The organism is Sulfitobacter sp. 1A10359 (assembly GCF_043558145.1).
Taxonomy (GTDB): Bacteria; Pseudomonadota; Alphaproteobacteria; order Rhodobacterales; family Rhodobacteraceae; genus Sulfitobacter; species Sulfitobacter faviae.
Window position 1 is genome coordinate 34,122 of the sequence record NZ_JBIFGB010000003.1, and the last position, 11,829, is coordinate 45,950.

Genomic DNA, 11,829 nt, shown 5'->3' on the forward strand with positions numbered 1-11,829 from the left:
CGGATGATGCCCCGCCGGATCATCCTGCATCCCGGCTTTCACAAGACCGGGACCAGTTCCGTTCAAGCCACCCTGCGCGCCAACCGCGCCCTGCTGAAGCCCCATGTTGCCCTGCGCCTGCGCTGGCAGATGAAAGAGCTGCTGCATGCCGCGCGCGGCTATTCCACATGGCGCGACCCGCTCACGCTGCTCAAGGCCGAATACCGCTTCGACGCCCTTCTCGATGCCCTACCCCGGATGCCGCGCCGGACGCTGGTCCTCTCGGCCGAGGAACTGGCCGGTCACATGCCCGGGCGGGGCGCTCTGGCCGATTACAGCGCCGCGCCCGTGTTGCTGGAGACCTTTACCCACAGCCTGCGCCGCCGTTTCCCCCGGGCGGAGGTCATGGTCTACCTCTCGACCCGCGATCCGGCGGATTGGATCACTTCGGCCTATTGGGAGCATGTCAAAGCCTCCTCCATGACGCTCGACCTTGCACAGTTCACATCCCGCTACGCCCCAGCGGCAGATTTGGATGCGGTGGCCGAAACGATGGCCCGGCGTCTGCCCTGCCCGGTGCATCACGCGCGGCTGGAGGCCTGCCGTGACCTGCCGCTTGGACCCGCGACGCCGCTCTTGGACCTTTGCGCATTGCCGCCTGAGGTCTTGGCGCAGATGACCGTGCCCCCGCCCGAGAACCAGCGTTTGCCTGCGGAACTTTTGCAGGCTCTGCTTGACGCCAACCGCCAACACGCCGATGACCCCGAGGCGCGCCGCCGCGCCAAGACCGCCCTATTGCAACAGGCAGGAACCGCATGAAACCCACCCGCTCTCACGGACGTCAAAGCGCACGGCCCAGCCTCAAACCCCGCGCCTTGATGCAAGATGCACCGGATTATTCGGATGTCTGGCAGGCAAGGATCGTCACGCTGTTTCCCGACCTCTTCCCCGGTGTGCTGGGGGCCAGCCTGACCGGAAAGGCGCTGCATGAAGGGCGTTGGCAATTGCACACCCATGACCTGCGCGACTTTGGCATCGGCAAGCACCGCAATGTCGATGACACCCCCGCAGGCGGCGGGGCGGGCATGGTCATGCGCGCCGATGTGGTCGGCCCGGCGCTGGCGCGCGCGCAAAGCCACGCCCATGGGCGCTGGCCGATCCTTTACATGTCGCCGCGCGGGCGGCGGTTCGATCAGGCCATGGCGCGCGATCTGGCAAGCTGCGCGGGGGTGACAATGCTCTGCGGGCGATTCGAGGGGGTCGACGAGCGGGTGATCGAGCATTTCGGCATCACCGAGGTCAGCCTGGGCGATTTTGTCATGACGGGGGGCGAGCTGGCCGCCCAAGCGATGATCGACGCCACTGTGCGCCTCTTGCCCGGCGTGCTGGGCAATGCCGAGAGCATCGAAGAGGAAAGCCACGCCTCGGGCCTGCTGGAACATCCGCAATATACCCGCCCCGCCGAATGGGAAGGGCGCGAGATTCCGCCCGTTTTGATGTCGGGCAACCACGGCGAGATTGCGAAATGGCGGCAGGCGCAGGCCGAAGAGCTGACCCGCAAACGCCGCCCCGACATGTGGGCTGCGTTCGAGAGCAAGGACTGAGCCCGCGCCCCGATACGGAACCCGCCCCCGCGCGGCGCGTTGATCTCCCATATCGGAGGGAGAATCCAAATGCTTGAACTTATTCTTATTCTGTTGATCGTCGCCGCCGTTGCTGCCCTCTTGGGCTTTGGCCGCGTATCGGGTGCCGCGATGACCGGGGCGAAAGTGCTGATCGGCATCGTGCTGGTGCTGTTCCTGCTCGTTGTCTTGGGCGTGATCGCACTGGCCTGACGCGCCCGCCCGCAGAGGTCTGAAACACTGGGGATCAAGGTGGCCACAGCCCCCTTGATCCTATCGCTTTTGCCCCCTATACCCCGCGCATCCGGAATCGCTTTGGCGGCTCCGGTGCTTTGCGTTTTACGCAAGAAACTAAGTAATGACGATGATACCTCCGGCGGGGGCCCTTGATCGGAAACGATTGCAGCGCTGCCCGATAGAACCCGAAGCTCTGGGTCGCGACATAATTTCGTGGAATACCGCGAACATCATAGGAGAATGGTCAGATGAACCTGATCGCAGAAATCGAGGCGGAACAAGTCGCCGAACTGGGGAAAGAGATCCCCGACTTCCGTGCCGGTGATACCGTTCGTGTTGGCTTTAAAGTCACCGAAGGCACCCGCACCCGTGTGCAGAACTACGAAGGCGTCTGCATTTCGCGCAAGAACGGCCACGGCATCGCCGGGTCCTTCACCGTGCGCAAGATTTCCTTTGGCGAAGGCGTGGAGCGTGTGTTCCCGCTGCATTCGACCAACATCGACAGCATCACCGTCGTGCGCCGCGGCCGCGTCCGTCGTGCAAAGCTGTACTACCTGCGCAGCCGTCGCGGCAAATCCGCACGGATCGCCGAAAACGTCCACTACAAGCCGCTTTCCGGCGCGAACGCATAAAGGACTGGTCGATGAAAACCGATACACATCCCGAATACCACATCATCAACGTCAAGATGACCGACGGCACCGTTGTGGAAATGAAATCGACATGGGGCAAAGAAGGCGACCATCTGTCGCTCGACATCGACCCCTCCGTGCACCCTGCCTGGACCGGCGGCACTGGCCGCATCATGGACACCGGCGGCCGCGTGTCGAAGTTCAAGAACAAATACGCAGGTCTGGGCTTCTAAGCCTTACAGAAATTGCGAGATAAAGGCGCGGCCCCTCGGGGTCGCGCCTTTTGCGTTTGGGGGATGGGGCAGTGGATGGGGCCTAGGCCGGGTGCGTGCGGCAAGCGGTGTGGAGGTATTTTTAAAAGGATGAAGTTAAGGGGGTGTGCGTGCCGGTGGGGGCCGGCGCGCATGGGGGAGGCCGGGTTAGAGGCGGCGTTCTTGTAGGGCGGCTTGGGCGCCGTAGCCGTGCAGGTGGGACAGCACCGCGCCATAGGCGATCAGCAGATAGGCGAGCAGTTCCGTGCCCTCTTGGACGGTGGTTTTGATTTGCGGGTCATAGGCTGCGCCCATGACGGCCTCCCACAGGGCGCCGGTGCCGAAAATCCGCGAGAAGAAGAGCAGCAGCACCACGCCGATATAGACGAAGGTGGCGGAGCGGGTTTGTAGGTGGTGCAGCATGGGCAGCAGCGTGGTGCCGCGATTGCGCCATGCGATGAAGCTGCCCACTGCCAGTGTCACAAGGGCGGGGTAAATCCAGAACCCGTGTTGGATACGGTCGAGCGCGGCGTCATATTCGCGCAGGAACATGCAAGCGAAGAGCGTGGCCGCCAGCGTGAGATACCCCCGCATGCCCACATGTTGATAAGCGCCCATCATGAAAATCCCAGCCGCGATGGCCAGCAGGGTGTTGTGCATATGTTCGGTCAGCGAGTCTTCGGTGACGCCCTCGCCCAGAACGGCCGTATCGAGGTAGACCGTCACCGGCACCAGCGCCACCAGCAGGCAAACCAGCGCGAATTCCGCGATCACCATGCCCAGAGACGGCAGCACGCCGCGGACTGTTGTCTGTTTCGATGTGGTGGGGTGGTGATCTGGCATGGGGGAGACCTTGCTTGAGCGGTTCGTTGGGGTGCGCGAGCGCGCGGTAAGGCGCGGTGTTACACGGTGCCTTAAGCGGTGAAAATAGCGCGAATGTCAGCGATGTCCAAACGCGGCAGGGCTGCCACGGTCGGGCTGAACAAGCGGCCTCGCCACTTTCCAAAGGCGTGAACCCTACATATAGTGCGGCTCAACAATATCCTGCCTTGAAGGGCAGGCGCGAAGGGACAGCAGTATGGCGCATATCATCGTCGTCGGTAACGAAAAAGGCGGCGCGGGCAAATCAACCGTTTCCATGCATGTGGCGACGGCGCTGGCGCGGCTTGGCCATAAGGTCAGCGGGCTGGACCTCGACCTGCGGCAACGGACCTTTGGGCGCTATATCGAGAACCGCCGTGCCTTCATGCGCGAGTCCGGCCTGACGCTGGCCAGTCCGACGCTTTGCGAATTGCCGGATGTAGAGGCCAGCAGCCTGCGCCCCGGCGAGAACATGTATGACCATCGCCTGAGCGCCGCCGTGGCCGCGCTGGAGCCGGACAATGATTTCATTCTGATCGACTGCCCCGGATCGCACACGCGGCTCAGTCAGGTGGCCCATTCGCTGGCGGACACATTGATCACGCCGCTGAACGACAGTTTCATCGACTTTGATCTTTTGGCCCATATCGACGCCAATGGCGAAAAGATCACCGGCCCCTCCGTCTATTCCGAGATGGTTTGGAACGCGCGGCAGCTCAGGGCGCAGGCCGGGTTGTCGGCGATTGATTGGATCGTGGTGCGCAACCGTTTGGGCGCGCAGCGCATGGTCAACAAGGAGAAGATGGAGCGCGCGATCAACAACCTCAGTAAACGGATCGGTTTCCGCACCGCGCCGGGGTTCAATGAGCGGGTGATCTTTCGGGAGCTTTTCCCGCGTGGTCTGACCTTGCTGGACCTCAAGGATATCGGGGTGAAACAGCTCAATATCTCGAACATCGCCGCGCGGCAGGAGTTGCGTGAGCTGATCAAGGCGTTGGAGTTGCCGGGCGTCAGCCCCGACTTTTGATCCTAGTGGCGCGGCAGCGGGGGCACGACCCGGCGGCGGCGCGACAGGGCGATGAGGTTCGACAGAAACAGCGCGCCCACGACGATCCCCCCGCCGATCAGCGCATAGATCCCGGGGTCTTCGCCCAGCACCGCCCAGACCAGCAGCGGCGCCAGCACAGATTCCAACAAAACGAGCAGGCCCACTTCGGCGCTTGAGATATAGCGCGGGCCAAGGGCGATGAGCCCGGCGCTGGCAGCCATGAACGCCGCGTAGAGCAGCATCTGCGGCAGTTCTGCGGTGGGCATGTGCAGCGGCCGCGCCACGGGGAGCAGCACCGCCCCGGCCAGCAGATAGGCCAATGCGACCGCGGGCACCATCGACACTGCGCGCGCATGGCGCGCCGCTGTCAGCGCTCCGGCGAAGATGGCCGAGATCGACAAGGCCAGCAGATCGCCCGCGCGCGAGGCATTCTCGGTCTCGCCCGAGCCGAAGGCGATCACGGCCAAGCCAGCGAGCACCGCCGCGATGGTAAAGAACATGCGCCGGCTGATCGGCTCGCCCAGAAAGACCCGGCTATAGATCGCGGCAAAGACCGGCAGCGAGGCGAGGATGAAGACCACATTCGCGACCGAGGTCAGGCGCACGGCCAGCACGAAGCCGACTCCGGCGCAGGCCACGCCGCCGATGTAGATGGCGCTCGCCCATCCGGCGCGGCTGAGGGCGCGGAAGGGGGCGGTGCCTTGGGCCAGCAGCAGGCCCGCGCCAATCGCCATGCCCACGAGGGTCACCTTCCAAAAGGCAAGCGTCAGCATAGGCGCGTCGATGACGCGCACGAAAAGCGCTTCGGGAACGATGCACATCACCCCAAGAAAGGTGAGCAAGAGGCCTTTGGTCTGATCGGTCATGCGCCATCGGTGGCGGTTTCTACGGGCTAAGTAAAGCCCCCCTGCCCCACATCCGACAGCTTGAGCAGCGCCCGCCGCAGCACCGCCGCCTCGGCAGGGTCGAGCGCATCCATCAGCGCGGCATTGTAGCGCTGCGCCACGGCGCGCAGATCGTCATAGGCCGCTTGGCCCTGCCGCGTCAGCGACAGATGCTCCACCCGCCGATCCTCTGGATCGCGGCTGCGGGTGACGAAGCGCCGCTCGGTCAGGCGGTGCACGGCACGGCTGATCTTGGTCTTATGCATCCGCGCGCGCTGTCCGATCTCGCTTGCCGTGAGTTGCCCGTAGAGGCCGAGGTGGAACAAGACCCGCCATTCGGTGCGCAGCATGCCATAGCGGCTTTTGTAGATCTGCTGAAACTCAAGCGATGACGCCTCCGCCGCTTGGTTCAGCAGGTAGGGCAGGAAATACTGAAGCTGAAAGTCACCGTCCGCCATGCTGCGCCGCTTGTTAGTTACAAATCCAACTATTACGCTTGTAACAGATTCTGCAAGGGGGCACAGATGACCAGCCAGTCCAAGCCATCGACGATGACAACCGCGGCCACCACATCGGGCACGCATCCGGGCTATATGCCGGGATTCGGCAATGATTTCGAAACCGAAGCCCTGCCCGGCGCCCTACCGCAGGGCATGAACTCCCCGCAGAAATGCAACTACGGCCTCTATGGCGAACAGCTTTCCGGCACGGCTTTTACCGCGCCCTCTCATCAGAACGAGCGTACATGGTGCTACCGCATCCGGCCCTCGGTCAAACATTCGTCGCGCTACACGCGGATCGACCTGCCCTATTGGAAGTCCGCGCCGCATCAGCCGCAGGATGTGACCAGCCTTGGCCAATACCGTTGGGATCCGGTGCCGCATTCCGACACGCCGCTGACTTGGCTGACCGGCATGCGCACGATGACCACGGCGGGGGATGTGAACACCCAAGTCGGCATGGCGAGCCATATCTATCTGGTGACCGAGAGCATGGTGGACAGCTATTTCTACTCTGCCGACAGCGAGCTTTTGATCGTCCCGCAGGAGGGCTGCTTGCGCTTTTGCACCGAGTTGGGCGTTATGGATATCGCCCCGCAGGAGATCGCCATCATCCCGCGCGGGCTGGTCTACCGGGTCGAGGTGCTGGACGGCCCCGCGCGCGGCTTTGTCTGCGAGAACTACGGCCAGAAGTTCCACCTGCCCGCGCGCGGCCCGATCGGCGCCAACTGCATGGCGAACCCGCGTGATTTCAAAACCCCCGTGGCGGCTTTCGAGGACCGCGAGGTGCCCTCCACCGTCATCATCAAATGGTGCGGCCAGTTCCATGAGACCAAGATCGGGCATTCGCCGCTCGACGTGGTGGCATGGCATGGCAATTACGCGCCGGTGAAATACGACCTGAACACCTATTGCCCCGTGGGCGCGGTGCTGTTCGACCACCCAGACCCGTCGATCTTTACCGTGCTGACCGCCCCCTCGGGCGTCGAGGGCACTGCCAATATCGACTTCGTGCTGTTCCGCGACCGCTGGATGGTGGCCGAGGATACCTTCCGTCCGCCATGGTATCACAAGAACATCATGTCCGAGCTGATGGGCAATATCCACGGCCAGTACGACGCCAAGCCCAAGGGCTTCGTTCCCGGGGGCATGAGCCTGCACAATATGATGCTGCCGCATGGGCCGGACCGGAACGCCTTCGAGGGCGCGTCGAATGCCGAGTTGGCACCCCATAAGCTCGACAACACGATGTCCTTCATGTTCGAGACCCGCTTTCCGCAGCATCTGACCGAATTCGCCGCCAAGGAAGCGCCGTTGCAGGACGATTACATCGACTGCTGGGAGAGCCTTGAGAAGAAATTCGACGGCACCCCGGGCAAGAGGTGACCGCTGTCCGCGAAAGGACCAATATGACCCTGATGACCTCTTGGGTGGAAAGCGCCAATTCGGCCACCACCGATTTCCCGCTGAACAACCTGCCCTACGGCGTCTTTTCGACCAATCAGCTAGAGGCGCGCTGCGGCGTGGCGATTGGCGATCAGATCCTCGACATGGCCGCGCTGGAGGAAGAGGGGCTGATCACCCTCGCTGAAGAGCCGGTGTTCGATGTGCCCTATTGGAACGATGTGATGGACCTTGGCCCTACGGCTTGGGCTTCCTTGCGCTCCCGGTTGATCGAACTCCTCAGCGCCGATGCGCCCGATCAGGCGGCTGTGGCGCCCCATCTCGTGCCGATGGAGGCCGCGCAGCTGCACATGCCGATGATGGTTTCCGAATATACCGATTTCTACGCGGGCAAACATCACGCCACGAATGTCGGCACCATGTTTCGCGGGGCCGAAAATGCGCTGCCGCCGAATTGGCTGCACATCCCCATCGGCTATAATGGCCGCGCTTCCACCGTCGTCGTCTCGGGGACTGAGATCACGCGGCCCAATGGCCAGTTGAAAGCCCCCGAGGCCGAAACGCCGCATTTCGGCCCCTGCCAGAAACTCGATATCGAGTTGGAGATGGGCGCGATCGTCGGCACCTCGACCGAGATGGGCCAGCCCGTCAGTATCACTGAGGCGGACGAGATGATCTTTGGCTATGTCCTGCTCAACGACTGGTCAGCGCGGGACATTCAGGCGTGGGAATACCAGCCGCTCGGCCCGTTTCAGGCCAAGGCCTTCGCCACGTCAATATCCCCGTGGATCGTGACCCGTGACGCGCTTGAGCCGTTCCGCACTTCGACGCCAGAGCGTGAGAAAGACTTGCTGCCCTACCTGCGCGAAAGCAAACCGGGTCTCTATGATATCGACCTTTCCGTGACGCTCCAGCCCGAGGGCGGCGAGGCCGAGGAGATCGCCCGCACCAACTACCGCGAGATGTATTACTCCGCCGCCCAGCAGTTGACGCATCACGCCTCCTCCGGCTGCGCGATGAACGCGGGCGATCTGCTCGGCTCCGGCACGATCTCCGGCCCCGAAAAATCGGAGCGCGGGTCGCTGCTGGAACTGTCATGGGGCGGCAAAGAGCCGATCACCCTCACAGACGGCAGCACCCGAAGCTTTGTCGAAGACGGCGATACGCTGACCCTCACCGGCCACGCGCAGGGCGACGGCTTCCGCGTGGGTTTCGGCGCCTGCACCGGCAAGATCCGCCCGGCAATCGACTTTTCCTGAACAGGCCGCGTAACCGCGCTGGCGAAGCAAGACAGAAGGACAACACATGGCCAAGCAATTCGCATCACAAGGCGACATGACCGAGAAAGAGATCTCTTTTACCGAGGTGGGCGAGGGCCTCTACGCCTTCACCGCCGAGGGAGACCCGAACTCTGGTGTGATCATCGGCGACGACAGCGTGATGATCATCGAAGCACAGGCGACACCGCGACTGGCGAATAAGGTCATCGAATGCGTCCGCTCGGTCACCGACAAGCCGATCAGCCATCTGGTGCTGACCCATTACCACGCCGTGCGCGTGCTCGGGGCCTCCGCCTTTGGCGCGCCGCAGATCATCATGTCTGAGAAGGCCCGCGCCATGGTCGCCGAGCGCGGGCAAGAGGATTGGGACAGCGAATTCGAGCGTTTCCCCCGCCTCTTCGAAGGCCATGAGAGCATCCCCGGGCTGACCTGGCCCACCACCACCTTCAACGGGCGGATGAGCGTCTACCTCGGCAAACGCCGGGTCGATATCATGCAACTGGGTCGCGCCCATACGGCGGGTGACGCGGTGGTCTATGTGCCCGATCAGAACGTCATGTTCACCGGTGACATCGTGGAATATCACTCCGCCTGCTACTGCGGCGACGGGCATTTCCACGACTGGCCCGAGACGCTGGAACGCCTCCGCGCCTTCGACCTCGACGCCATCGCGCCGGGCCGGGGCGACGCGCTGGTGGGGCGCGAGATGGTCAATGCCGCGATTGACAGCACCGCCGACTTCGTGCGCTCCACCTACCGCCCGGCGGCCCGCGTGGCCCTGCGTGGCGGCACCTTGAAAGAGGCTTGGGACGCCGTGCGCGCCGAATGCGACCCCAAGTTCGGCGACTATGCGATCTATGAGCACTGCCTGCCCTTCAACGTCGCCCGCGCCTATGACGAGGCGCTGGACATCGACACGCCGCGCATCTGGACGGCGGCGCGCGACAAAGAGATGTGGGAGGCGCTGTCGGACTGATGTCCCTGCCCGCGCTTCTTCCTGCCCTGATCGTCTTGGCGCTGGCGCTCTGGTTCTATCTGGTCTTCGCGCTGGTGATGGAGCACCGCCGCCATGCGGCGCGCCGCAGCGGGCAGCCCTACGCCGGGCTGCGCGATGCAGCGCAGGTTTGGTCAAAGATGCTGGGCGCGCCCGAATACCGCGGTGCGCGCCGCCGGGTGGCGCTGGTGTCGCTGGCCTTGCTGGCCCTGCTGCTCTTGCGCGCCTTTCTCTGAGGATACCGCCATGGCCTATGCCTACACCCCCTTCCCCTACAGCCCCCCACCCGGCCTGACCGCGCCCGAGCCGCGGCACCCGGTGGTGATCGTAGGCGCTGGCCCTATCGGCCTGTCGATGGCCGTGGACTTGGCCCTGCGCGGGGTCAGATCGGTCGTGTTGGATGACAACAACGTCGTCTCCCTCGGCTCGCGCGCGATTTGCTGGGCGAAACGGACGCTGGAGATTTTCGACAGGCTCGGCATCGGCGAGCGGATTCTGGAAAAGGGCGTGACATGGAAAGTGGGCCGTCAGTTTCACGGGGAACAGGAGGTCTATAACTTCGACCTGCTGCCGGAACCGGGGCATAAATACCCGGCATTCGTGAACCTTCAGCAATATTACGTCGAAGAATATCTCATTGCACGCGCGCAGGAGTTCCCCGACCAAATCGACCTGCGCTTTCTCAATAAGGTCACCGATCACAAGGGCCACGCCGACCATGTTGAGCTGACGATCGAGACGCCGGATGGCCCCTACCGGCTTGAGACCGACTGGTACATCGCCTGCGATGGCGCAGGCTCGGCCACGCGCAAACGGATGAACCTGCCCTTCGAGGGGCAGACCTTCGACGAACACTTCCTCATTGCCGATGTAGAGATGGAGACCTCCCCCTTCGGCGACCATGACACGCCCGAGCGGTGGTTCTGGTTCGCCCCACCCTTTCACAACGGCCAATCCGCCCTGCTGCACAAACAGCCCGACAACATCTACCGCATCGACCTGCAACTGGGGCCAGAGACCGACCCGAAGGCCGAGGCGACCGAAGAGAAGGTCGTGCCGCGGCTGAAGCAGATGCTCGGCGACGCGCCGTTCCGGCTGGATTGGATGAGCGTCTATAAGTTCCGCTGCGCACGACTGGAGAGGTTCGTGCATGACCGCGTCGTCTTTGTCGGCGACAGCGCCCATGTGGTCAGCCCCTTCGGGGCGCGGGGCGGCAATGGCGGGGTGCAGGATGTCGACAACCTTGGCTGGAAACTGGCCGCTGTGGTGCAGGGCGATGCGCCGCCAAGCCTGATTGAGAGCTATGACTTCGAACGCGGCCATGGCGCGGATGAGAACATGCGCAACTCCGCCCGCGCGACCAATTTCATGACGCCGAAATCCCCCATCGAGACCCTGTTTCGCAACGAGGTGCTAACCCTCGCAGCAAAGCACCCTTTCGCGCGCAAACTGATCAACTCCGGCCGGCTGTCGCAGCCCTGCACGCTGGCCCATAGCCCGCTGCAAACCGCAGGCGACGCACCCCTGCGCCCCGGCAGCGCATTGATCGACGCGCCGTTGGTCGGGCCTGCGGGGGATTGCTGGCTGTTGGGTGCGGTTCAGGGCCAGTTCGCCCTCCTCGCCGTGGGCGAGATCACCGCCCCCGACCTTCCCGGCCTTGCCCGGATCGGTATCGATCAATCCCATGATGCTTACCCCTGTTTCCAAGGTAAGGACGACCACGCGCAGCGGCGCTATGGCAGCGGATTCCTCTATCTGCTGCGCCCCGATGGCCATGTTTGCGCCGTCTTCGACCAGCCCGACAGCGCCGCGATTGCCCGCGCCTATGACCGTGCGAAAGGAGCCACCGCATGATCCTTGAAGACAACCTCGGCGCCGAGGGCGACAGCGTCTATGCCGCCCTCATGGCCGCCCACGAAGGGCTGAGCGAGGCGGAAAGCCACGCCCTCAACGCCCGATTGGTTCTGATCCTGGCCAATGAACTCGGCGTCCCGGCCCGGCTTGCGGCGCTTTTCAAAGCCGCGCGCGATCTGGCCTAACCCGCCAGCCTCACAGCACTTTTCCCCCATGCCCGCGCTTGCCGGGCCGGTTTCCTGCGCTAGCTTGCTGCTCAACTTCCCGCGACAGGCTTGACGCA

The 11,829-nt window shown here is 63.5% G+C and carries 15 protein-coding genes; 12 read left to right on the forward strand and 3 right to left on the reverse strand.

What is annotated here, in order from left to right:
- Positions 1–6: 6 nt before the first annotated feature.
- The 5 genes from ACGYK2_RS08520 to rpmE all read left to right on the forward strand — a co-directional run bounded on the left by ACGYK2_RS08520 (position 7) and on the right by rpmE (position 2,703).
- On the forward strand, positions 7–798 hold the full coding sequence (locus ACGYK2_RS08520) for a hypothetical protein (protein ID WP_271688342.1): 792 nt from the start codon (positions 7–9) through the stop codon (positions 796–798).
- Positions 795–1,583, forward strand: a complete 789-nt coding sequence (gene trmD, locus ACGYK2_RS08525; protein ID WP_271688343.1) for a tRNA (guanosine(37)-N1)-methyltransferase TrmD — start codon at positions 795–797, stop codon at positions 1,581–1,583. Before ACGYK2_RS08520 ends, trmD begins: the two co-directional genes overlap by 4 nt.
- Positions 1,584–1,652: 69 nt before the next feature.
- Complete coding sequence (locus ACGYK2_RS08530; RefSeq protein WP_082849512.1) at positions 1,653–1,814, forward strand: DUF1328 family protein; 162 nt, start codon at positions 1,653–1,655, stop codon at positions 1,812–1,814.
- Between the two features lie 272 nt (positions 1,815–2,086).
- Positions 2,087–2,470, forward strand: a complete 384-nt coding sequence (gene rplS / locus ACGYK2_RS08535) for a 50S ribosomal protein L19 (RefSeq protein WP_067262249.1) — start codon at positions 2,087–2,089, stop codon at positions 2,468–2,470.
- Between the two features lie 11 nt (positions 2,471–2,481).
- Positions 2,482–2,703 carry a 50S ribosomal protein L31 gene (gene rpmE / locus ACGYK2_RS08540; RefSeq protein WP_271688344.1) on the forward strand — a complete coding sequence of 74 codons (222 nt, stop codon included), beginning with the start codon at positions 2,482–2,484 and terminating at the stop codon, positions 2,701–2,703.
- Positions 2,704–2,889: 186 nt separating this feature from the next.
- Here the strand turns inward: rpmE and ACGYK2_RS08545 are convergent, their stop codons facing one another.
- Positions 2,890–3,564, reverse strand: coding sequence for a hypothetical protein (locus ACGYK2_RS08545; RefSeq protein WP_209216530.1), 675 nt, complete (start codon positions 3,562–3,564; stop codon positions 2,890–2,892).
- A gap of 235 nt (positions 3,565–3,799) precedes the next feature.
- Here ACGYK2_RS08545 and ACGYK2_RS08550 point away from each other — a divergent pair, with 235 nt between their 5' ends.
- Positions 3,800–4,609: a division plane positioning ATPase MipZ gene (locus ACGYK2_RS08550; RefSeq protein WP_271688345.1), complete on the forward strand. Its 810-nt coding sequence runs from the start codon at positions 3,800–3,802 to the stop codon at positions 4,607–4,609.
- Positions 4,610–4,611: 2 nt separating this feature from the next.
- Here ACGYK2_RS08550 and ACGYK2_RS08555 read toward each other — a convergent pair whose 3' ends face one another.
- The gene (locus ACGYK2_RS08555; protein ID WP_271688346.1) at positions 4,612–5,496 is read right to left on the reverse strand and encodes a DMT family transporter; all 885 of its coding nucleotides are present in this window, start codon (positions 5,494–5,496) and stop codon (positions 4,612–4,614) included.
- A 26-nt stretch (positions 5,497–5,522) separates the two neighbouring features.
- Positions 5,523–5,972 carry a MarR family winged helix-turn-helix transcriptional regulator gene (locus tag ACGYK2_RS08560; RefSeq protein WP_067268636.1) on the reverse strand — a complete coding sequence of 150 codons (450 nt, stop codon included), beginning with the start codon at positions 5,970–5,972 and terminating at the stop codon, positions 5,523–5,525.
- A gap of 66 nt (positions 5,973–6,038) precedes the next feature.
- On the opposite strand from ACGYK2_RS08560, the gene hmgA reads away from it, so the two are divergent.
- Genes hmgA through ACGYK2_RS08590 form a run of 6 tightly spaced genes read left to right on the forward strand, consistent with a single transcriptional unit; the run spans position 6,039 to position 11,731 of the window.
- Positions 6,039–7,400 (forward strand): homogentisate 1,2-dioxygenase, encoded by a 1,362-nt coding sequence (hmgA, locus tag ACGYK2_RS08565; RefSeq protein ID WP_394374283.1) that lies wholly within the window; start codon positions 6,039–6,041, stop codon positions 7,398–7,400.
- Between the two features lie 23 nt (positions 7,401–7,423).
- Positions 7,424–8,677 carry a fumarylacetoacetase gene (gene fahA / locus ACGYK2_RS08570; protein WP_271688347.1) on the forward strand — a complete coding sequence of 418 codons (1,254 nt, stop codon included), beginning with the start codon at positions 7,424–7,426 and terminating at the stop codon, positions 8,675–8,677.
- Between the two features lie 46 nt (positions 8,678–8,723).
- On the forward strand, positions 8,724–9,674 hold the full coding sequence (locus ACGYK2_RS08575) for an MBL fold metallo-hydrolase (RefSeq protein WP_271688348.1): 951 nt from the start codon (positions 8,724–8,726) through the stop codon (positions 9,672–9,674).
- Positions 9,674–9,928 (forward strand): hypothetical protein, encoded by a 255-nt coding sequence (locus ACGYK2_RS08580; RefSeq protein WP_271688349.1) that lies wholly within the window; start codon positions 9,674–9,676, stop codon positions 9,926–9,928. Before ACGYK2_RS08575 ends, ACGYK2_RS08580 begins: the two co-directional genes overlap by 1 nt.
- Before the next feature lie 10 nt (positions 9,929–9,938).
- Positions 9,939–11,546 (forward strand): FAD-dependent oxidoreductase, encoded by a 1,608-nt coding sequence (locus ACGYK2_RS08585; protein ID WP_271688350.1) that lies wholly within the window; start codon positions 9,939–9,941, stop codon positions 11,544–11,546.
- A complete protein-coding gene (locus tag ACGYK2_RS08590) occupies positions 11,543–11,731 on the forward strand; it encodes a DUF2783 domain-containing protein (protein WP_271688351.1) in 189 nt (62 codons plus the stop codon). Before ACGYK2_RS08585 ends, ACGYK2_RS08590 begins: the two co-directional genes overlap by 4 nt.
- Positions 11,732–11,829 lie beyond the last annotated feature (98 nt).